This window comes from Streptomyces barringtoniae (assembly GCF_020819595.1).
GTDB classification, from domain to species: domain Bacteria; phylum Actinomycetota; class Actinomycetes; order Streptomycetales; family Streptomycetaceae; genus Streptomyces; species Streptomyces barringtoniae.
In genome coordinates, this window is sequence record NZ_JAJHNP010000008.1 from 88,642 (window position 1) to 109,387 (window position 20,746).

General features: G+C 69.0%; 18 protein-coding genes. 4 read left to right on the forward strand and 14 right to left on the reverse strand.

The window, feature by feature from the left end; translation table 11 throughout:
* Nucleotide 1: 1 nt before the first annotated feature.
* The 7 genes from LMU33_RS16050 to LMU33_RS16080 all read right to left on the reverse strand — a co-directional run bounded on the left by LMU33_RS16050 (nt 2) and on the right by LMU33_RS16080 (nt 7,606).
* Complete coding sequence (locus LMU33_RS16050) at nt 2–319, reverse strand: Uma2 family endonuclease (protein ID WP_308280785.1); 318 nt, start codon at nt 317–319, stop codon at nt 2–4.
* Between the two features lie 198 nt (nt 320–517).
* Nucleotides 518–1,801, reverse strand: coding sequence for a thymidine phosphorylase (locus LMU33_RS16055; protein ID WP_228621067.1), 1,284 nt, complete (start codon nt 1,799–1,801; stop codon nt 518–520).
* 75 nt (nt 1,802–1,876) lie between these two features.
* Nucleotides 1,877–2,281 (reverse strand): cytidine deaminase, encoded by a 405-nt coding sequence (locus LMU33_RS16060; protein ID WP_228621068.1) that lies wholly within the window; start codon nt 2,279–2,281, stop codon nt 1,877–1,879.
* A complete protein-coding gene (locus LMU33_RS16065) occupies nt 2,278–3,540 on the reverse strand; it encodes an ABC transporter permease (RefSeq protein WP_228621069.1) in 1,263 nt (420 codons plus the stop codon). The genes LMU33_RS16060 and LMU33_RS16065 overlap by 4 nt, the downstream gene beginning before the upstream one ends.
* Entirely contained in the window at nt 3,540–4,658 is a 1,119-nt protein-coding gene (locus LMU33_RS16070; RefSeq protein WP_228621070.1) for an ABC transporter permease, read from the reverse strand. The genes LMU33_RS16065 and LMU33_RS16070 overlap by 1 nt, the downstream gene beginning before the upstream one ends.
* Complete coding sequence (locus LMU33_RS16075) at nt 4,655–6,328, reverse strand: ABC transporter ATP-binding protein (RefSeq protein WP_228621299.1); 1,674 nt, start codon at nt 6,326–6,328, stop codon at nt 4,655–4,657. The genes LMU33_RS16070 and LMU33_RS16075 overlap by 4 nt, the downstream gene beginning before the upstream one ends.
* A 231-nt stretch (nt 6,329–6,559) precedes the next feature.
* Nucleotides 6,560–7,606 (reverse strand): BMP family lipoprotein, encoded by a 1,047-nt coding sequence (locus LMU33_RS16080; protein ID WP_228621071.1) that lies wholly within the window; start codon nt 7,604–7,606, stop codon nt 6,560–6,562.
* Nucleotides 7,607–7,940: 334 nt separating this feature from the next.
* Here LMU33_RS16080 and LMU33_RS16085 point away from each other — a divergent pair, with 334 nt between their 5' ends.
* Nucleotides 7,941–8,279: a hypothetical protein gene (locus LMU33_RS16085; protein WP_228621072.1), complete on the forward strand. Its 339-nt coding sequence runs from the start codon at nt 7,941–7,943 to the stop codon at nt 8,277–8,279.
* Nucleotides 8,280–8,395: 116 nt separating this feature from the next.
* Here LMU33_RS16085 and LMU33_RS16090 read toward each other — a convergent pair whose 3' ends face one another.
* The 3 genes from LMU33_RS16090 to LMU33_RS16100 form a co-directional block, all read right to left on the reverse strand.
* The gene (locus LMU33_RS16090) at nt 8,396–9,424 is read right to left on the reverse strand and encodes a BMP family lipoprotein (protein WP_228621300.1); all 1,029 of its coding nucleotides are present in this window, start codon (nt 9,422–9,424) and stop codon (nt 8,396–8,398) included.
* Between the two features lie 218 nt (nt 9,425–9,642).
* A complete protein-coding gene (locus tag LMU33_RS16095; protein WP_249813849.1) occupies nt 9,643–10,986 on the reverse strand; it encodes an RNA-guided endonuclease InsQ/TnpB family protein in 1,344 nt (447 codons plus the stop codon).
* Nucleotides 10,987–11,170: 184 nt separating this feature from the next.
* On the reverse strand, nt 11,171–12,406 hold the full coding sequence (locus tag LMU33_RS16100) for an amidohydrolase (protein WP_228621073.1): 1,236 nt from the start codon (nt 12,404–12,406) through the stop codon (nt 11,171–11,173).
* A 238-nt stretch (nt 12,407–12,644) separates the two neighbouring features.
* Between LMU33_RS16100 and LMU33_RS16105 the strand changes: the two genes are divergently transcribed.
* Nucleotides 12,645–13,334 carry a class I SAM-dependent DNA methyltransferase gene (locus LMU33_RS16105; RefSeq protein WP_228621074.1) on the forward strand — a complete coding sequence of 230 codons (690 nt, stop codon included), beginning with the start codon at nt 12,645–12,647 and terminating at the stop codon, nt 13,332–13,334.
* A gap of 100 nt (nt 13,335–13,434) precedes the next feature.
* Here LMU33_RS16105 and LMU33_RS16110 read toward each other — a convergent pair whose 3' ends face one another.
* From LMU33_RS16110 to LMU33_RS16125, 4 genes are read right to left on the reverse strand one after another with little or no spacing between them, the layout of a single operon-like run.
* The gene (locus LMU33_RS16110; protein WP_228621075.1) at nt 13,435–14,619 is read right to left on the reverse strand and encodes a hypothetical protein; all 1,185 of its coding nucleotides are present in this window, start codon (nt 14,617–14,619) and stop codon (nt 13,435–13,437) included.
* A gap of 43 nt (nt 14,620–14,662) precedes the next feature.
* The gene (locus LMU33_RS16115) at nt 14,663–15,601 is read right to left on the reverse strand and encodes an N-acetylneuraminate synthase family protein (RefSeq protein ID WP_228621076.1); all 939 of its coding nucleotides are present in this window, start codon (nt 15,599–15,601) and stop codon (nt 14,663–14,665) included.
* A 13-nt stretch (nt 15,602–15,614) separates the two neighbouring features.
* A complete protein-coding gene (locus tag LMU33_RS16120) occupies nt 15,615–16,844 on the reverse strand; it encodes an N-acylneuraminate cytidylyltransferase (protein WP_228621077.1) in 1,230 nt (409 codons plus the stop codon).
* 17 nt (nt 16,845–16,861) lie between these two features.
* A complete protein-coding gene (locus tag LMU33_RS16125; protein WP_228621078.1) occupies nt 16,862–18,184 on the reverse strand; it encodes a DUF6716 putative glycosyltransferase in 1,323 nt (440 codons plus the stop codon).
* A 198-nt stretch (nt 18,185–18,382) separates the two neighbouring features.
* Between LMU33_RS16125 and LMU33_RS16130 the strand changes: the two genes are divergently transcribed.
* Both LMU33_RS16130 and LMU33_RS16135 read left to right on the forward strand, forming a co-directional pair.
* Nucleotides 18,383–19,360 (forward strand): glycosyltransferase family 2 protein, encoded by a 978-nt coding sequence (locus LMU33_RS16130; protein WP_228621302.1) that lies wholly within the window; start codon nt 18,383–18,385, stop codon nt 19,358–19,360.
* Nucleotides 19,357–20,691: an alpha-2,8-polysialyltransferase family protein gene (locus LMU33_RS16135; RefSeq protein WP_228621079.1), complete on the forward strand. Its 1,335-nt coding sequence runs from the start codon at nt 19,357–19,359 to the stop codon at nt 20,689–20,691. Before LMU33_RS16130 ends, LMU33_RS16135 begins: the two co-directional genes overlap by 4 nt.
* The last annotated feature ends 55 nt before the right edge of the window (nt 20,692–20,746 follow it).

Consider the following 20,746-nt stretch of genomic DNA (forward strand, 5'->3'; position numbering starts at 1 on the left):
GTCAGTCGACGGTGAGCGTAAGGCGGAAGGGTGCGGGCAACTCGACGGGCGAGCCGAACTGTGCCGGGGCCAGGACCCGGTAGGTGCCGTCTTCCGGTTCGCCGTACAGGGTGACCGTGGGGCCTGACGGTGCCAGCCGGTCTGCGAGAAGGTAGAGCGGAACGCCTGCCTCTGCATAACCCGCGGCTTTGGTGATGCGATCGGTCCGCGCGGTGGTGGCCGAAGTGATCTCCATGACGAGTTCAGCCACGTCAGCGGAAGCGATGTACTCGTCCCCGTCTCGCAATGTCTCCTCCGGCACCACGGCGAGATCGGGCACATACAGCTCCAGCCGCGATGATCTCCACCTTGCAGCCCTTGGGAGCCTCGGTCCGCTTCCAGACCCAGACGAGTTCGTCCCACTCATTGCCGGTCAGCAGGTAGTCGCCCTCGAACTCGTCCATGGGCTCATCCAACATGCCGAACGGGACCGGCGGAGGTCCACCGATCCCGTTCACCCGAAAGGGAAATCCCCTGGTCAGGCGATACGTTCCAGCACCACCGGCGACGGCGTGAAGTCCGTACCCGGTGCCGCGATGTCGTAGGAGCCCTCGACCGCCTGCAGCGCGTACTCGAAGCGCTCCGGGGTGTCCGTGTGCAGGGTCAGCAGGGGCTGGCCCTCCGTGACCGCGTCGCCCGGCTTGGCGTGCATCTCGACGCCCGCCGCCGCCTGCACCGGGTCCTCCTTGCGGGCGCGGCCGGCGCCCAGGCGCCAGGCCGCGATGCCGATGCCGTAGGCGTCCAGGCGGGTCAGGACACCCGAGGACGGCGCCTTGATCACATGCTGTTCCTTCGACGTGGGCAGCACGGCGTCCGGGTCGCCGCCCTGCGCCGCGATCATGCGGCGCCAGACGTCCATCGCCGACCCGTCGGCCAGAGCCTTCGCCGGGTCGGCGTCCTTGATGCCCGCCGCGTCCAGCATCTCCCGCGCCAGCGCCAGCGTCAGCTCGACCACGTCCGCCGGGCCGCCGCCCGCCAGGACCTCCACCGACTCGCGGACCTCCAGCGCGTTGCCCGCCGTCAGGCCCAGCGGGGTGGACATGTCGGTCAGGAGGGCGACCGTCTTCACGCCGTGGTCGGTGCCGAGGCCCACCATCGTGGTCGCCAGTTCGCGGGCGTCGTCCAGCGTCTTCATGAAGGCGCCGCTGCCCACCTTCACGTCCAGGACCAGGGAGCCCGTGCCCTCGGCGATCTTCTTCGACATGATCGAGGAGGCGATGAGCGGGATCGCCTCCACCGTGCCCGTCACGTCCCGCAGCGCGTACAGCTTCTTGTCCGCCGGGGCCAGGCCGTCGCCCGCCGCGCAGATCACCGCGCCGGTCCCCTCCAGCACGGACAGCATCTCCTCGTTCGAGAGCAGCGCGCGCCAACCCGGGATGGACTCCAGCTTGTCCAGGGTGCCGCCGGTGTGGCCCAGACCCCGGCCCGAGAGCTGCGGGACGGCGGCTCCGCACGCGGCCACGAGCGGGGCCAGGGGGAGGGTGATCTTGTCGCCGACGCCGCCCGTCGAGTGCTTGTCGGCCGTCGGGCGGGACAGGGCGGAGAAGTCCATGCGCTCGCCGGAGGCGATCATGGCGGCCGTCCAGCGGGCGATCTCGCGGCGGTGCATGCCGTTGAGCAGGATCGCCATGGCGAGCGCGGACATCTGCTCGTCGGCGACCTCGCCGCGGGTGTACGCGTCGATGACCCAGTCGATCTGCTCGTCGGTCAGCTCGCCGCGGTCCCGCTTGGTGCGGATCACGGAGATGGCGTCCATGGCCATGGCGGGTGTGGTTCCTTCCGGGAGGTGCGAAGTGTGCGGCCCCCCTGCGAGCGGGGCAGGGGGGCCGTACGGGACTTACGAGGAGAGGTGCCCGGGCCCGAAGGCCTGGGGCAGCATCTCGGAGAGCGGGAGGACGCCCGCCGGGGTGTCCAGGAGGAGGTCCGGGCCGCCGAACTCGTACAGCAGCTGTCGGCAGCGGCCGCACGGCACGAGCAGGCCGCCCTTGCCGTCCACGCAGGAGAAGTGCGTGAGGCGGCCGCCGCCCGTGCGCTGCAGGTCCGAGACCAGGCCGCACTCGGCGCACAGGCCGAGGCCGTAGGAGGCGTTCTCCACGTTGCAGCCGGTGACCGTGCGGCCGTCGTCGACCCGGGCCGCCACGCCGACCGGGAAGCCGGAGTAGGGGGCGTACGCGTGGGACATCGCCTCACGCGCCACCTCTCGCAGCGCCTCCCAGTCGAACCCGGCGGTTTCCTCGGTCACTTGCCCTGACCCTTCCGGTACGGCAGACCGTCCGCCTTCGGCATACGCAACTTCTGCGCGGACAGCGACAGGACGAGCAGCGTGACGATGTACGGGGTGGCCGTCACCAACTGACGCGGAACCTCGTTCGTAGAGGCGTACCAGACGAGCATCAGGGCCGCGACGACGACCGTGACCGCAGCGGAGACGTACTTCTTCCTCCACGCCAGATAAGCGGCGCCGAACACCAGCAGGATCGCCAGCAGCAGGATCAGCGCGTGGACGTTCACCGTGCCGCCGCGCAGGTTGAGGCTGTCGGTGTAACCGAAGAGGCCCGCGCCGAGAGCGAGGCCGCCTGGCATCCAGTTGCCGAAGATCATCGCGGCGAGACCGATGTAGCCACGGCCGGCCGTCTGGCCGTCGAGGTACACGTTCGAGGCGACGATGGACAGGAACGCGCCGCCGAGGCCGGCGAAGGCACCCGAGATGATCACAGCGATGTACTTGTACTTGTACACGTTGACGCCGAGGGACTCGGCCGCCACCGGGTTCTCGCCGCAGGAGCGCAGGCGCAGACCGAAGGAGGTTCGCCACAGCACCCACCAGGTCCCAGGGACCAGGGCGACCGCGATCACGGTCAGCGGCGAAAGGTCGGTGACCAGACCGCCGACCAGGCCGGCGATGTCGGAGACCAGGAACCAGTGCTTCCCGTTGAGCGTGTCCAGCCAGTCCGACAGGCCCGGGATGCTGAAGCTGCCGAGGGAGTCGATCGGCGGGGACTGCTTGGTGGAGCCCTGGGGCGCGTTGGCGAAGGTGAACTTCGACAGGTAGCGGGTGGTGCCGAGGGCCAGGATGTTCAGCGCCACACCGGAGACGATGTGGTTGACGTTGAAGGTGACGGTGGCGATGGCGTGCAGGACGGCGCCGAGCGCGCCGCCGATGATGCCGAAGACGACACCGGTCCACGGGCCCCACTGGTAGCCGGCCCAGGCGCCGAACCAGGTGCCGAGGATCATCATGCCCTCGAGACCGATGTTGACGACGCCCGCGCGCTCGGCCCACAGGCCGCCAAGGCCGGCGAGGCCGATCGGCACTGCGAGCTGCAGCGCGGTGGACATCTGCCCGACCGAGGTGATGCCGTCCGCGCCGGTGATCAGGCGAACGATCGAGGTCAGCACCAGCACACCCGCGATGACGAGCAGAAGCACCGGCAGCGACATTCGGCGGCCGCCCTTGCCGGGCTGCTTCGCCTGCGGCTTGATGATGGTCGCGGTGGACATCAGGCTGCCACCTCCTTATTGGTGTTCTGAGCGGCGGCGGCCAGCTCGGCGCCGACCTGCTGCTGCTGGCGGCGCAGACCCCACTGCCGTACGGCCTCGTACGAGATGACGACCGCGAAGACGATCAGGCCCTGCATGATCGTGGCGATCTCCTTGTCGTACGCCACCGGGCTCGCGTAGTCGAGGGCGGGCGAGGCCTTGTCGAGAAAGGCCCATAGAAGGGCGGCGAGCGCGATGCCGCCCGGGTTGTTGCGGCCGAGCAGCGCGATGCCGATGGCGGTGAAGCCGAGGCCCGCGGGGAAGCTCAGGCTATAGGTATGGGTGTCGCCGAGCAGCAGCGGCAGACCGGAGAGGCCCGCAATGGCGCCAGAGATCAGCATCGAGATCAGCACCATGCGCTTGGCGTCGACGCCGGAGGCCGCGGCAGCGGTCTCCGAGGCGCCGGTGGCGCGCAGGTCGAAGCCGAAGCGGGTGCGGTTGAGGACCAGCCAGTAGCCGATGCCGAGCACGACCGCGAGGAAAACCAGGCCGTAGATCTCGCCGACGTCCGAGCCCAGGTTGATGCCCGGGAACCAGCCGGACTTCTTCATGATGCCGGTTGTCATGTTGTTGCCGACCTGCACGCCCCACACGTTGGCGAGGGTGACGTAGCCGATGATGCTGGTGGCGATGGCGTTCAGCATGATCGTGGCGACGACCTCGCTGACGCCGCGGGTGACCTTCAGGATGCCGGCGATACCGGCCCAGAAGGCGCCCGTACACATGGCCACGAGCAGTAGCAGCGGAATCTGCAGGAAGCCTGGCAGAGCGACGTTCGCGCCGACGACGGCGGTCATCACCGCGGCGAGGCGGTACTGGCCGTCGACGCCGATGTTGAACAGGTTCATGCGGAAGCCGAGGGCGACCGCGATGGCGGCGATGTAGTACAGCGACGCCTGGTTGATGATCAGGACCTGGATGTCGGAGTAGGGCAGCTGCTCCAGCATCAGGCGGTAAGGCTCGATCGGGTTCTTGCCCGAGGCGATCAGGACCACCGAGGTCAGCAGGATCGCCAGGACGAGCGCGATGACCGGACCGGCCACCGCGACGAGCACCCGCTCCTTGTCGAACTTCTTCATCGGGCCTCGTCCTCCGGACCGGCGTTGTCGTCGCCCTCGGGCGCGGTCTCTTCGTGCTCCAGGTGACCGGTCGCGGCACCCGTCATGGCTGAGCCCAGCTCCTCCGGCGTGATGGTGGCCGGGTCGGCGTCGGCGACCAGCTTGCCGTCGTAGATGACGCGCAGGGTGTCCGACAGGCCGATCAGCTCGTCCAGGTCGGCGGAGATCAGCAGCACGGCCAGGCCCTCGCGGCGGGCCTCGCGGATGCGGTCCCAGATCTGCGCCTGGGCGCCGACGTCCACACCACGGGTGGGGTGGGCGGCGATCAGGAACTTCGGGTCGTGGCTCATCTCGCGGCCGACGATCAGCTTCTGCTGGTTGCCGCCGGACAGGGAGGCCGCGGTGACGTCGATGCCGGGGGTGCGGACGTCGTACTCCTCGACGATGCGGCGGGTGTCGGCCTGGGCGCCCTTGGGGTTGAGCCAGAAGCCCTTGGCGTTGGGCTTCTCGGTGACGTGGCCGAGGATGCGGTTCTCCCACAGCGGGGACTCCAGGAGCAAGCCCTGGCGGTGACGGTCCTCGGGGATGTAGCCGACGCCGGACTCACGGCGCTTGCGGGTGGGCCAGGGGGTGATGTCCTCGCCCAGGAAGCTGATCGAGCCGGAGTCGGCATGCTTGGTGCCGATCAGCGCGTCGATCAGCTCGGTCTGGCCGTTGCCCTCGACACCGGCGATGCCCATGACCTCACCGGCGTGGATGGTGAAGGTGACGTCGTCGAGGACCTTCTTGACCGCGCCCGCTGGCGCGAACTCGGTGAGTCCCTCGCCTGTGGGCTCATCCTCCGTGCCGAGGGAGACGGCGCCGCGGGCGTGGACGGTGAGGTTGCTGACCTCCAGCACCGGCCGGTCGGTGACGGTGGACTCGGCGGTCTCCGGGGTGGGCAGCTCGCTGCCGACCATCATCTCGGCCAGCTGGCGCGGGGTGGTCCGGGACGGGATCGCGGTGCCGACGGTCGTACCGCGCCGGATGACGGTGATGTCGTCGGCTACGGACAGCACCTCGCCCAGCTTGTGGGAGATGAAAATGACGGACAGGCCCTCGGACTTCAGCTCGCGCAGGTTGTCGAAGAGCGCATCGACCTCCTGCGGGACGAGCACCGCGGTCGGCTCGTCAAGGATCAGGGTGCGCGCACCGCGGTAGAGGACCTTGAGGATCTCCACGCGCTGACGGTCGGCGACGCCGAGGTCCTCCACGAGGACGTCCGGACGGATGCCGAGGCCGTAGCGGTCGGAGATCTCCTTGATCTTCTTCCGTGCGCTGCCACCGATGCCATACAGCTTCTCGCTGCCGAGCACCACGTTCTCCAGCACGGTCAGGTTGTCGGCCAGCATGAAGTGCTGGTGGACCATGCCGATGCCGCGGACGATGGCGTCGGCGGGGCTGGAGAAGCTCACCAGCTCGCCATCGACCTCGATGGTGCCCTCGTCCGGCTTCTGCATACCGTAGAGGATCTTCATAAGGGTCGACTTGCCGGCGCCGTTCTCGCCGACGAGGGCGTGGACGGTGCCCTTGCGCACCGTCAGGTGGATGTCGTGGTTGGCGACGACACCCGGGAATCGCTTGGTGATGCCCGCGAGCTCTACCGCGACTGTCGACTGAGCGGTGAGCGGAGGGCTGCTGGACGCGTCGATGGCGCACTCTCCTCGGGAAAGGGGCCGCTCTACGCGCGTAGCGCCCCTGCTTTAAATAGTGCCCGGACCTGACCGGCCTTGTTCAGACATGCGTCCAAGCAAGAGCCCGATCCGTTCCGAGCATTCTGCCGCGCGAACGAGGTGCGGGCAGGTCACCCTCTCCGCACCCCGTTCCGTGGCCGTAACGCTGCCATTACAGCGTTCTGTTAGCCAAGGCTTCTGACCTGATCGTCAGGAGGTCTTCACCGTGATGGTGCCGTTCTTGATGCCTTCCTCGGCCTTCTTGATCACGGCCTGGATGTCGGCGTTGTTCTTGAAGGCGGGGTTGGACTCGGAGATGCCCACGCCACCCGACTTCAGGTCGCCGCGGATCTCGCCGGACAGCGGCTTCTTGTCCTTGATGACGGACTGGGAGAGGTCGTAGACCGCGCCCTCGACGTTCTTGAGGGCCGAGGTCAGGATGTAAGACTTGTACTTTGCCAGCGCGTCCTGCTTGTACTGGTCGGAGTCCACGCCGATGGCCCACACCTTGTGGTCGGCGGCGGCCTTGATCACGCCCTGGCCGGAGAGGCCGGCGGCAGCGTAGACCACGTCGGCACCTGCCTCGATCTGGCCGTTGGCCGCGTTCTCACCCTTGTCGGGGCTGGAGAAACCACCCTCCTGGGCCGTCTGGGTCAGATACTGCGACTCGATCTTGATCTTCGGGTTGACCGACTGCGCGCCCTGCTTGAAGCCCGCCTCGAACTTGTGGATCAGCGGGATGTCCACGCCGCCGATGAAGCCGATGTGGTTCTTCTTGGTCGCCTTGGCCGCGGCGACACCGGCGAGGTACGAGGACTGCTCCTCGTGGAACACCATGTCGGCGACGTTCTTCGCCTGAATGGTGTTGTCGTCAATGATGCCGAAGGTGATCTTCGGGTACTTGGCGGCGGCTTCCTTCACGGCGGGGGCGTAGGAGTAGCCGACACCGATGATCGGGTTGTAGCCGGCCTTCGCCAGGGTCTCCAGACGCTGGACCTTGTCCGCGTCCGACTCGTTGTCCTGCGGCTCGACGTCCCGCCCACCGACACCGAGGTCCTTCTGAGCCTTCTCGAAGCCAGCGTAGGCAGCGTCGTTGAAGGACTGGTCGCCCTTGCCGCCGACGTCATACGCCAGGCCGATGCCCTTGGACTTGCCCTCACTGGAGGAGGACGTGGACGAGCTGCCACAAGCAGAAACGGTGACGGCGAGCGCTGCGGTCGCGACGCCTGCAATCGTGATACGGGACACCCGGCGCATGGAACGTGACTCCTTTGTGCAAGCGCCCATACCAGGCGCTGGTTCCGCCGCAGCGTAACGCGCGTAGACAGAACAGAGAACCCCGACTTGCCAGAGTGTTATGGGACCGTTTCGTATCACTGAGGGGGACGCTCCGACCACCCGACCGGTCCCCACTCGCGAACTCCCTCCATCGCACGCCGGACTAGCCCTATACCGATGCCGGACATCCGACTGAATCCTCCTCAAGGGTGATCTTCATCCGTCGATCACATGACAATGTCCTTCTTGATCGAAACAGACGTTTCCCGCAGGCCCGACCAGCCTGACGGGTCCTGTGATCCAGGGGAGGATCATGAAGTTCTCGAAGCTCGCTGCCGCAACCGCCGGTGCCGGCGTCGCGCTGTCGGCCACCGTCGTCGGCCTCGCGTCGCCCGCCATGGCTTCGCAGACCTGCTCCACGTGGAAATCCAAGGACGCCACGATTGGCTACGCCAAGTGCACAGGCGGCGACACCCGCTTCAGCGTCCACCGGGTGAAGGCCGTGTGCATCGACTACCGCGGCATGAAGTGGAACATGGTAGGCAATTGGGCCAACACCCGTAACGGCGAGACGTCGAAAGTGGTGTGCGGTAACGCCTCCTCCGGCTCCGGAGTGCTCTCGATGCAGGTCGAGACGGACGAGCCGGTCTGACCAGAAGAACATTAGCTGTGGGCCCGGCCACGGGCCCACAGCCTGGGACGCCAACGGGGACGCCCCTGCCACCGGTGGCAGGGGCGTCCCCGTTGGCGCAACCAAGGACCGCCACGTCATTTGGTGTTCACGGTGACCTTGCCATTCACGATGTCCTGCTTGGCCTTGTCGACGGCTGCAACGACGTCCTTCATGGCCTGATACTTGGGGTTGGAGTCGGCGAAGCCGACGCCGCCGGACTTCAGGTCACCGCGGACCTCGCCGCTGAGCGGCTTGCCCTCGTAGACAGAATTGGCCAGTTCGTACACGGCGCCGCCGACGTTCTTCAGAGCCGAGCCGAGGATGTAGGCCTTGTATTTGGCCAGCGCGGCCTGCTTGTACTGGTCGGAGTCCACACCGATGACCCACACCTTGTGCGCGGCAGCAGACTTGATCACGCCCTGGCCGGAGAGGCCGGCGGCAGCGTAGATCACGTCGGCGCCAGCCTCGATCTGGCCGTTGGCCGCGTTCTCGCCCTTGTCGGGGCTGGAGAAACCACCCTCCTGCGGCGTCTGAGTCAGATACTGCGACTCGATCTTGATCTTCGGGTTGACCGACTGCGCGCCCTGCTTGAAGCCCGCCTCGAACTTGTGGATCAGCGGGATGTCCACGCCGCCGATGAAGCCGATATGGTTCTTCTTGGTCGCCTTGGCCGCGGCGACACCCGCCAGGTACGAGGACTGCTCCTCATGGAACACCATGTCGGCGACGTTCTTTGCCTGAATGGTGTCGTCGTCGATGATACCGAAGGTGATCTTCTGATACTTGACGGCGACCTGCTTCACAGCCGGCGCATAGGAGAAGCCCACGCCGATGATCGGGTTATAGCCGGCCTTCGCCAGGGTCTCCAGACGCTGGATCTTGTCCGCGTCCGACTCGCCGTCCTGCGGCTCGATGTCCCGACCGCCGATTTTGAACTCGCCCTGGGCCTTCTTGAAGCCGGAGTAAGCGGCGTCGTTGAACGACTGGTCGCCCTTGCCACCGATGTCGTAGGCGAGGCCGATGCCCTTGGCGGTGTACTTGCCGTCCTTGGAGGACGTGCTGGTGGAGTCGGTGCTGGACTTGCCGCAGCCGGCGGCCGCGAGGGCGACGACCGCGACAGTCACCGCAGCTTGGGAGAACTTCGTTCTCCGGGAGGTCTTCCGAGAGAGCAGACGCACAGCAAGCACTCCTTCATCCCCACAGCGCCGTCACGGGCCGCTGTCCCCAATGTGCCGCCACCGGTGGCGATTTGGCGCACAGTAACGCGCGTAGAAGGGGAGAGGAACGGGGTTTCTCCGGCTGTTATCGATTCGAGGCAAACAGCGTGTCAACTGCCCGAGACTTAAAGTTCTCGTGCTTGCACAACGGGCATCACTGGCGGTGATGCTGCGTTTGCGTCCAGCCCACCCTTGAGATTCAGGGGTGGAGCAGGGGCCGTTGACTGGACCCCGCGTCGCCACAACTCCCACGCACGGGCGCGGATGTTGCGGGAGCCGTTCCGGTCCGCGTGATCAACGAATCCGCAGGACCGGCACGCGAACCAGGCCTGCGAGACCCGGTTCGCCCTGTCGATGTGCCCGCACTCGGCGCAGGTGCGCGACGTGTACGCCGGATCGACGTACACCACTGGCACCCCCGCCTTGCGGGCCTTGTACGCAATGAACGCCCCCAGCTGGGCGAAGGCCCAGCTGGAGTGGGTGGCCCGTTGGGGCTTGCGAAGCCGTACCCGCTCGCGGATGCCCGTCAGGTCTTCCAGGGCGATCCCGCGACCGGTGCGTTCTGCCTCGGCCACCACATGCTTCGCGATCTTGTGGTTGATGTCCTTCGCCCGCCGCGCCTCCTTGCGGCGTCGCCGCTTCAGCCGACGCTTGGCGGACGGAGTGTTCTTCTTCTGCAGCTTGGCCCGCAGCTTGCGTTCCCGGGTTCGGATGCGGTTGAGCTCCCGCCCGGCCATGATTCTGCCGTCACTGGTAGTGGCAATGTTCGCGATGCCCAGGTCGACCCCGAGGAAGTCCACCGGACCGGTGTTCGCCGGTGCCTCGGGAATCTCACAGGTGGCATTCAGGAACCACATGCCGTCCCGGCAGACCAGGTCCGACTCGCCCTTGCGGTACAGGGCCAGGGTGGCCAGCTGCTCCGGTGAGCCGGTGAAGGCCACGTCCTTCACCCGCCCCTGCACGGTCCAGACGGAGAGACGCCGCTCGGCGATCTGCCAGGACAGCATCCGGTCGTCGTACGGCTGGGCGGCCTCGGGCCGGAAAGAGACCGGCTTCCCCGTGGCCTTCCGGTGCCGCTTCGAGCCGGCCTTGCCCAGGTTTCCGGCCCTCAGGCTTGCCTTCAACGTAGCGTACGCGTCACACGTCTTCTTGATCACATGCTGGGCGGCCTGCGCGCCCAGGTTCCACCGGGCCCTGATCTCGGCGTACGTGTGCTTGCGCAGCGCGAAGCTCCTCTTCACGTCCTTCTCGAAGGCGACCTCGCTGACCCAGTCGGCGGCCTCGTTACAGGCGCGCAGGGTCGCCTCAAGTGCCGTCGCCTGCTCGGGCGTCGGCAGCAATTTGACCTGCACCACCAGTTTCACGATCACCGAAGGTACATATCCGTGCGACTCAGCGTTGCACGTTCTACTCCCATCACCCGACCGGGTGACAACACCACGCGACACCGGCTCCGCACGAGAGAGCATCCGGCCGCTTCGCGGCCAAGGAGGCGCCAGCGATACCGCGGCGCCACCACGAGGATGCGAGACTCAGCCTCCCGGTCCTCTCATTGGTGCCATTGCGCAGCGTGTACGAATCGCTTCCGAGTGTGTTGGGCCGGTCAGGCGAACAACCCCGAGGCCCCAGGCTCCCTCCCCCGGGACCGCAGGCTCAGCCCTGTACCTCGTTCGGCTCCAGGAAGGCCGCTGCCGTGAACATCTCCACGCCGACCGTGATCGCGTGCTCGTCGGCGTCGAAGTCGCCCTGGTGGAGATCGCGCACGGTGCGCTCGCCGGGACTCCGGACGCCGAGCCGGGCCATGGCGCCGGGGACGTGCTCCAAGTACCAGGAGAAGTCCTCGCCGCCGAGGCTCTGCTCGGTGCTCTCGACGGCGTCCCGGCCGCGGCGCGCCGCCATCGCCCGGCGCAGCAGTTCGGTGGACTCCCGGTCGTTGACGACGGGCGGCACCCCGCGCACGTAGGTGATCTCGGACTTGGCGCGGTGCAGGGTGGCGACCTCGTCGATGGCCGCGTGCACGATGTCGGGGGCCTGCCGCCAGGCGTCCAGGTCCAGGCAGCGCACGGTCCCGGAGAGCTCGGCGTGCTGCGGGATGACGTTCGGGGCGTGTCCCGACTCGATCCGCCCCCAGGTCAGCGCCAGCCCGGCCCGGGTGTCGACGCGGCGGGCGATCAGCGCGGGCACGTCGACGGCGACGCGGGCGGCGGCGGTGACCAGGTCGGTGGTCAGGTGCGGGCGGGCGGTGTGGCCGCCGGGGCCGTCGAGCGCGATCTCCAGCCGGTCGCAGGCGCTGGTGATCGCGCCGTGCCGCAGCCCGATCTTCCCGGCGTCGACGCGGGGGTCGCAGTGCACGGCGAGGATCCGCTCGACCCCCTTCAGCACCCCCTCCTCGATGGCGTCCAGCGCGCCGCCGGGCAGCACCTCCTCGGCGGGCTGGAAGATCAGCCGCACGGGACGGGGCAGGAGGCCCTTGGCGTGCAGGTCGGCCAGCACGAGCCCGGTCCCGAGCACGATGGTCGTGTGCACGTCATGACCGCAGGCGTGCGCCCGATCGGGCACGGTGGACCGGTACGGGCAGTCGGTCTTGGTGTCCGGGATGGGCAGGGCGTCGATGTCCGCGCGCAGCGCGAGCATCGGTACGGCCGGCCGCTCACCCTCCGCCACACCGATGTCACACACGAGTCCGGTTCCCTTGGCGAGCACCCGGGGCCGAAGCCCGGCCAGCTCCAGCCGCTCCTTGATCGCGGCGGTCGTACGGAACTCCTGATTGCCCAGCTCAGGGTGCATGTGCAAGTCGCGACGGAAGGCGACGAGTTCGGCGTGCAGGGCTTCGCTCAGCACGCCGGGGAGCACATCCCCCGCGAGGCCGGCCTCGGACTCTAGGGACATCAATTGCTTCACCCTCTGAAGGGTAGGACGCCCGGCTGGTCAACTACCCCTCGATCAACAAAACTTCAGCCCGTTAGGGGAAGAAAATCTGACCGGCGGACGCATGGCGGCGGACTGTGATGGGTAAAACAAAACCCTTCTTTCTCCTTCCACGCATACCACGGCTCCCGGCACTCCCGCGCGCCATGTCCACGAACCGGACCACGCCCCGCCCCTCCGGCGGGTAGGGTCCGCACCCGTGACGGACGCGACCGAGAGCTCCCGCACCGACGGTGCCGAGACCTTCCTGCAGACCACCCGGACCTCCTACGACGCGATCGCCAAGGACTACGCCGCCCAGTTCCCGGCCGGCGGCTGGCATCCCCTGGACCGCACCCTGATCAGCGCCTTTGCCGAGCTGGTCACCGAGCGCGGCAAGGCCCCCGTGGCCGACCTGGGCAGCGGGCCCGGCCATGTCACCGGGCTCCTCGACGGGCTGGGCGTCCCGGCCTTCGGTGTCGACCTCTCCCCCGCCATGGTGGCTCTGGCCCGCGATACCTATCCTCAACTGCGTTTCCATGTCGGCTCGATGACGTCTCTGGACCTGCCGGACGCCACCCTGGGCGGGATTCTCGCCCTGTACTCGACCATCCACGTCCCCGACGCCCACCTGCCGACGGTCTGCGCGGAGTTCCAGCGCACCCTCCAGCCCGGCGGCCACGCCCTCCTCGCCTTCCAGACCTCCGAGGCGCCCGGCCAGATGCACCTCCCGGAACGCTTCGGCCACGAGATCGATCTCGACTACTACTGGCGCACGCCGGAGCAGATCACGGCGGTGCTGGAGGAGGCCGGGCTGGAGCTGGTGGCGACGGTACGCCGGGAACCGGCCGGGGAGGAGAAGCGGGCTCGGGCGTTCGTCCTGGCCCGCAGGCCGGACGACGGAACGTGACACCCGGTCGGCGTTCAGTCGTGGGGCGCGGGGCACGTCCCGGAACCCGGCCTCGCGCCCGGCCCGAACCTGGTCCGCCTTCCGGTCCGCCTTCCGAGGGCTAGGCCGGGCTCACCGCCGCCAGTCGGTGCACGTCCCGGGCCGTGCCGGTGACCCCCGACAGGAAACCCTGTGCTCGCGGGGACGCGGTCTGTGTCAGCCAGGCCGGGTCGATGTCGAAGACCGCCACCCTCACGCCGGTGCCCACGAGGGCCAGCGGCAGGGTGTGGACGACCGTCGAGGGGAAGCTGAGGATCGTACGGCCGATCGGGCCCCGGCGGGCGATCACCTCGAGGGGGAGGTCCGGGCGGACTATCTCCAGGCCGGTCTCGGCGGCCAGGCGGTGGAGTTTCTCGGCGCTTTCGCGGCGGTGCGCGAAGTAGCGGGTCGCGCCGTGGGTCTTGGCCAGGTGGCGGACCGCCTCCAGATAGGCCGCCCCGTCCACGACTCCCGTTTCCACCAAGGACGTTCCCACCATGTCCGCGCCCTTGGTGATGCGCGGCGGCCCGAAGCGGGCCCGGGTCCAGGAGAAGTCGTTCGCGGTGACCGTGACGCCCTGCGGGGTCTCCGTCACCGGCATGGAGGAGAAGACCTCGACCCTGCGGCGGGCGCTCGGCGTCAGCCGGCGGCGGGCCGAGGAGGACACCGGGGCGAACAGCAGGTCCCTGGCCCCCGGGCGGCCGCCTTTGCGGTGCCAGCGGACCAGCCGCTCGCCCCGGGCCAGCTGGGCGACGAACTCCATCGTCGCCGTGCCGTCGTCGACCACGACCAGGTCCTTGGCCCGCGTGATCGTCAGCAGCAACTGCACATACCGCGAGAACGGGTCGCCCATGACGACCCGGTCGGCCCGGCGGAGCGAGCCGGCCAGGGCGCCGATGGTCGAGAAGGGCGCGGTCGTGCCGCCCCGCGCCTCCTCCCAGCGCACCCGGTACCCCTCGTCCCGCGCCAGGTCCGCCATGCGGCGCAGCTGGCCCCGGGTCATGGGGTCGGTCGGGGACAGGACGACGACCGTGAGGTCCGCGCCGGTCTGCGGCGGGTCGCCGGCCACCGTCCGCCGCACCTGCGCGGGCACGGACGGAAGCGGGTCCGTGCCCGGCAGCGGCTCCGCACCCGGCAGCCGGTCCGGGTCCGCGCCGCGCAGTCCGTGCAGATGCGCCCACTCCAGTACGTTGAGCAGCTGGACGGGGCTCTCCACGAAGGCGAGCGTGCGGGGAGGGTGGCCGGCGTGACCGGCGCGGGGGCTCATCGGCGTACGACCGTCCCGTCGTAAGGGGCTCAAGAGGTCAGGGTCAGACCGTGACCGGCTCGCCGGCCGCGTCCGCGATCTCCGCCTCGGCGACGACACCGGCGACGCGGCGCAGCTTCTTCATCGGGCCGAGCTCGGAGTCGTAGACCTTCTTGACGCCGTCACCCAGGGACGCCTCGATCACACGGATGTCGCGGACCAGGCGCTCCAGGCCCTGCGGCTCCACCGACGCGGCCTGGTCGGAGCCCCACATGGCGCGGTCGAGGGTGATGTGACGCTCGACGAAGGTCGCCCCGAGCGCGACCGCGGCGAGGGTGGTCTGCAGGCCGGTCTCGTGGCCGGAGTAGCCGATCGGGACGTTCGGGTACTCCTTCTCCAGCGTGTTGATCACGCGGAGGTTCAGCTCCTCGGCCTTCGCCGGGTAGGTGGAGGTGGCGTGGCACATGAGGATGTTGTCCGAGCCGAGGACCTCGACCGCGTGGCGGATCTGCTTCGGGGTGGACATGCCGGTGGAGAGGATGACCGAGCGGCCCGTGGCGCGCAGGGCGCGCAGCAGCTCGTCGTCGGTCAGGGAGGCGGAGGCCACCTTGTGGGCGGGGACGTCGAACTTCTCCAGGAAGGCGACGGCCTCGGTGTCCCACGGGGAGGCGAACCAGTCGATCCCCTTCTCCTTGCAGTACTCGTCGATCTGGCGGTACTCGTCCTCACCGAACTCCACGCGGTGGCGGTAGTCGATGTAGGTCATCCGGCCCCAGGGGGTGTCGCGCTCGATGTCCCACTGGTCGCGCGGGGTGCAGATCTCCGGGGTGCGCTTCTGGAACTTGACCGCGTCGCAGCCGGCCTCGGCGGCCACGTCGATCAGCTTGAAGGCGTTCTCCAGCTCACCGTTGTGGTTGATGCCGATCTCGCCGCAGATGTAGACGGGACGGCCGGGGCCGACCTCACGCGAACCGAACGTGCGCAGACGGGAGTTGGTGCTCATCAGAGGGATGTCCTTACTTGGGGAGGGAATCGAGAGAGGGGCCGAGGATCCAGCTGGCGATCTCTCGGATCGCGCCGTCACCGCCGGGGAGGGTGGTGACCGCGCGTGCGGCGCCGCGTACGACGTCGTGGGCGCTCGCGACCGCCACGGGCCAGCCGACGAGGGCGAAGCACGGCAGGTCGTTGACGTCGTTGCCGACGTAGAGCACGCGCTCCGGCGCGATGCCCTGCTCCTCGCACCACTGCTTCAGCGCGAGGTCCTTGCGGTCGATGCCGTGCAGCACCGGGAGCTTGAGCTTCCGGGCGCGGGCGGCGACCACAGGGTTCTGTTCCGTGGACAGGATCAGCATCTTCAGGCCGCTTCTGCGCAGGGCCGCGATGCCGAGTCCGTCGCCGCGGTGCACGGAGACGAACTCCCGTCCCTCGGAGTCGATCAGCACCCGGTCGTCGGTCTGGGTGCCGTCGAAGTCGAGGACTACGGCGTCGATGTCGTCGTAGGTGGGGAGCGAACCGGGGCGGTCCGCGTCGAACAGGGGGGCCAGCGCGCGGGCGCGGGCCAGGTCGTGCGGGTCGTCGATCTCCAGGACCCGGGCGGGGTCGGTGCGGACGAGTTCCGTACGGCCGAAGAAGCGGTGCTGGTGCTTGCGGAAGCCGGCCGCGTCCATCGCGTAGGCGGCGCCGGTCTCCAGGAAGTCCTGGGGGCGGTCCTGGCGGCGCGGGCGGTAGGCCTTGTCGTGGTTGACGCCCACGCCGCCCTCGGACTCCGCGTCGGCCTCGCGCCAGATGAAGCCGTGGAAGGGGGCCACGGTGACGGCCGTATCGGCGCCGTTCTCGACGACCGCGCCGGCCACCCCGTCTATGTCCTCGCGGACGATGAACGGGCTGGTGCACTGCACGAGCAGGACCACGTCGACCGTCGCGCCGTGCAGCGCCTCGTGGGCGTCCATGGCGTGCAGGACCGCGGCCTCGGAGGTCGCCGTGTCCCCGGCGATGGCGGCGGGCCGCAGCACGACCTCGGCGCCGGCCTCACGGGCGGCGGCGGCGATGGCCTGGTCGTCGGTGGAGACGACGACGTCGGTCACCAGCCGGGTCGCCCGGCACTCGCGCACCGCGCGCGCCACCAGCGGGACTCCGCCGACGGGGGCGAGGTTCTTCGCGGGCACGCCTTTCGAGCCGCCGCGGGCGGGGATCACCGCGAGCACCCGGGGCACGGTCGCGCCCTGTCCCGCTTCCGAGTTGGTCATCCGATCTCCTTGAGAGGTCACAGCTCCCCCATCCGGCGGATCACCGGGGCGACCCGCTGCACGCCGTGGCGGTAGGCGCCACGCGCGGCGCGGCGCACGATCTGGCGGACCGGTCCGGGCTCCTTGTCGGCGGCGGGCGCACCGGGGAGCGGAACGCCGTCGGGGCCGAGGTGGTGGCGGGCGAGGATGCCGGGCAGATAGCCGGGCGCGGTCTCGGGGGTGTAGTAGGGGTTCAGGGGCGGCAGGCCGCCGGGGCGGTCGAGCAGCTTGGCGATGCGTTCACGGGCGATGTCGAAGGCCGTCCCGTACGAGCCGTCGGCGGCCACGCCCTGCCGGGCCACCCACTCCGCGTCCGGCACCGGACGGTGCCCGGCGTCGAGCTGGTCCCAGGAGGCGAGGCACCCGGAGCCGGTGAAGTGGTGGTTGCCGAGCACCTCGCGCACGCCCAGGTCGGTCAGGATCACCGTGGGGATGCGGCGGTGCAGGGCCTCCAGGGCGGCCGTGGAGCTGACCGTGACCAGCAGGTCGGTGCGGTCCAGCACCTCGCCCATGTGGCCGTACACCAGGCGGAAGTTGGCGGGCAGGTCGTTGCCCTGCGCCAGCTTCTGGTAGGGCAGTTCCTCGATGTGGGTGGTGTGTTCGCCCGGCCTGGAGCGCAGCTTCAGCAGCACCTCGCGCTCGGGGTGCTTCCGGGCGTGCTCGATCAGCCGGTTCAGCAGGTACGTACGGTCCTTGCGGCTGTCCGGGACGGACGGCTGGGCGGCGAACACCACGGTGTACGGCTCGTGTTCACCGGAGTACGGCGCCCCGCCGAGGAAGGGCAGCGCGACCTCGGTGACCGAGGAGGCGTCGGCGCCCACACCCTCGTACACGGCCCGGAACCGGTCCGCGTCGTGGCGGGAGTTGGCGAGGACCAGGTCGGCGCCGTGCCGCAGCAGCAGGCCGTCGGCGAGCTTCTCGTAGACGACACCGACGTATCCGGTGACGACGACGGGGCGCCGGCCGGCGCCCACCCAGGCGGCGCGCAGTCCGTGCAGCATGGCCTGGACGCCGCCGCCGACGAGCGCGAGGATGAGGACGTCGTACTGGTCTTCGGCGGCTGCACCCATTCCGCGCAGGAACTCGACGCCGGTGACCTCGCGGAGGGAGTCCGCCCGGACACCGACCTCCTTCAGCTGGCGGGCCGTCGGGGTGGCGCGCCCCCGCAGGAGGTAGCCGTCGAGCCGGATCTCGGCGTCCGCGGGGGCGAGGCGCTGCGCGGTGAGCGCACCCCACTTCCACCGGGTGTCGGAATCGGCGAGGACGGCGACCCGCAGGGACTTCGTAGCACTTGCTGGCACGCCGAAGACGCTAGGAAGCCATTCCGAGGTTCCGCCCAACCTGAATGCAACAAACGGTTAACAGCACATCGCCGAATGGCGAATCGGGCCGTCGGGGCACGGGAAAAGAGCCTGGTTCACGGCTTCGCCACATGCCGTTCACTCAGCATCAAGCGGGCGGTCAAGACGAATGACGGGGTTCGTCCTAACGTTCAAGCCGTGGTCAAGCTCTCCGTCATCGTGCCGTTCTACAACGTGCAGCAATACGCGCCCGACACGCTCAGGAGCCTGAAGGCGAACGCGCGTGAGGACTTCGAATTCATTCTCGTCGACGACTGTTCGCGCGACGGGACACCAGAGATTCTCGCGCGCGCGGAGCGCGAGCTGCCCGGAGCGGTCTACGTCCGGCACGAGCAGAACGGAGGGCTGGCGACCGCCCGCAACACCGGTATCGACCGGGCGCGCGGCGAGTACCTGACCTTCCTGGACGGCGACGACTGGCTCGCCCCCGGCTACTACCCGCAGCTGGTCACGGCCATGGAGGAACTCGGCTGCGACTTCATCCGCACCGACCATGTGCAGTGCACCGCGCGGTCGCGCACGGTGAACCGGGTGCCCGTCGGCCGGCGGAACGTGGTGCTCAGCCCGCGGGAGGCGATCCTGCCCGCCGACCGGTCCACCTCCGTCGACTACGCGTACGCGTGGGCGGGCGTCTACCACCGCCGGCTGGTGGACAAAGGGCTGCTGCACTTCACCGACGGTCTGCGCACGGCCGAGGACCGGCCGTGGATCTGGAAGCTGCACCGGGAGGCGGAATCCTTCGCAGCGGTGAGCATGCTCGGCGTGTTCTACCGGCGCGGAGTGGCCTCGTCGCTCACCCAGATCGGCGATGTCCGGCAGCTCGATTTCATTCGCGCGTTCGATCAGGTCATTTCGGAAACCGCCCAGGACCGGGACGCCGATGAGCTGCTGCCGAAGGCGGTCCGCACCTATTGCGCCATCATTTCCCATCATCTGGGATCCATCGAAAGGTTCGAGCCCGCGGTGGCGAAGAAACTGAAATCCATGAGTGCCGCGGCCCTGCGGCGCATGCCGCAGGACGTGCTGGACGACGCACTGAACTCCATGGACCTCCAGCGCGCCACCAAGCTGCGCCGGATGCGCCGCCGTCCCGCCTCCGCGGGGGCCGCCGCGTGACCACCCAGATCTTCCAGGCGTCGACGCTCTACGGCACGGCCACGCTCGCCGCCGCCCTGGACTCCGGCTGCTTCCGCCCGGCCGACCGGCGGATCCTGCTGGTCTGCAACAACGCGGCCACGCCCGAGACGACGCCCGCGCTGGACGAGGCGCCGGGCTTCGAGAAGCTGCGCGACCGCTTCGACGACGTGATCCTGTACAACGAGACCATCTTCCCGTTCCACCCGGGCGGCTGGGCACCCCGTGTGGACGACATGCCGCTGTGGGAACGCTTCCTGCGCCACGAGTGGCAACTCGGCGACGAGGAGGTGGAGCTGGCCGTCGAGTCGATCCAGGTCAACCCCTCCCTGGCGCTCGCGCAGATCTTCACCGGCGCGCCGGTGACGGTCTACGCCGACGGCCTGATGAGCTACGGCCCCACCCGCAACAAGATCGACCCGCTGGTCGGCACCCGCGTGGACCGGGTGCTGCACCTGGACCTCGTGCCGGGCCTGAAGCCGCTGCTGCTGACCGAGTTCGGTGTCGAGGGCGAGCTCGTGCAGACGGCCGCCTTCACCAAGGTCCTCGCCGAACTGGCGCCGGCCGGCGCCGAGCTGCCGGACATCGAGGAGCCCGCGCTGCTGCTCGGCCAGTACCTGTCCGCGCTGGACATCCTCACCGCCGAGCAGGAGGAGAACCTGCATGTGCGGATGCTGAAGGGCGCGGCCGCGCTCGGTCACACCAAGGTGGTGTTCAAGCCGCACCCGTCCGCCCCGGCCCGCTTCACCCGCCTGCTGGAGCAGGAGGCGGAGCGGCTGAAGGTGGAGCTGACCGTGCTCGACACCCCGGTCCTGGCCGAGGTGCTGTACCAGCGCATGCGTCCGGCGCTGGTCGTCGGGTGCTTCTCCACCGCCCTGCTCACGGCCAAGGCCCTGTACGGCCTGCCGGTCGCCCGGATCGGCACCGAGGTGCTGCTGGAGCAGCTGACGCCGTACGAGAACAGCAACCGCGTCCCGGTGACCATCGTCGACGCGCTGCTGCCCGCCCTGGGCGACCGCGGCGCGGTGACCGAGCAGCGCACCGGCATGGACGTGGACACGCTCGGCGCGCTGATCCGCGCGGTGGGCTTCGCGATGCAGCCGAAGATCTACCCGAGCCTGCGCCCGGAGGCCGAGGCCTGGCTGGCGCGGAACCTGAACCAGCGCACCATGCGCTACTTCAAGCGCCGGCGCCTGTCCTCGCTGGCCCTGCCCGGCGGGGTGCCCGCCCAGCTGGCGTTCATCCCGCGCAACCCGACGGTCCGCCGGATGGCGAAGAAGGCGCGCAGTCTGCGCAATTCGGTGCGCCGCTGACAGCACCGAGTGAACGTTCACCGACCAGTTGACGAACAGTGTGCCGAACGGCCCG

Bases quoted from the DNA above. Each gene is read 5' to 3' on its own strand.
- LMU33_RS16065 (WP_228621069.1), bottom strand. From the start codon at position 3,540: ATGTCCACCGCGACCATCATCAAGCCGCAGGCGAAGCAGCCCGGCAAG.
- LMU33_RS16095 (WP_249813849.1), bottom strand. From the start codon at position 10,986: ATGCTCTCTCGTGCGGAGCCGGTGTCGCGTGGTGTTGTCACCCGGTCG.
- LMU33_RS16085 (WP_228621072.1), top strand. From the start codon at position 7,941: ATGAAGTTCTCGAAGCTCGCTGCCGCAACCGCCGGTGCCGGCGTCGCG.
- LMU33_RS16070 (WP_228621070.1), bottom strand. From the start codon at position 4,658: ATGAAGAAGTTCGACAAGGAGCGGGTGCTCGTCGCGGTGGCCGGTCCG.
- LMU33_RS16080 (WP_228621071.1), bottom strand. From the start codon at position 7,606: ATGCGCCGGGTGTCCCGTATCACGATTGCAGGCGTCGCGACCGCAGCG.
- LMU33_RS16100 (WP_228621073.1), bottom strand. From the start codon at position 12,406: ATGTCCCTAGAGTCCGAGGCCGGCCTCGCGGGGGATGTGCTCCCCGGC.
- LMU33_RS16110 (WP_228621075.1), bottom strand. From the start codon at position 14,619: ATGAGCCCCCGCGCCGGTCACGCCGGCCACCCTCCCCGCACGCTCGCC.
- LMU33_RS16120 (WP_228621077.1), bottom strand. From the start codon at position 16,844: ATGACCAACTCGGAAGCGGGACAGGGCGCGACCGTGCCCCGGGTGCTC.
- LMU33_RS16055 (WP_228621067.1), bottom strand. From the start codon at position 1,801: ATGGCCATGGACGCCATCTCCGTGATCCGCACCAAGCGGGACCGCGGC.
- LMU33_RS16115 (WP_228621076.1), bottom strand. From the start codon at position 15,601: ATGAGCACCAACTCCCGTCTGCGCACGTTCGGTTCGCGTGAGGTCGGC.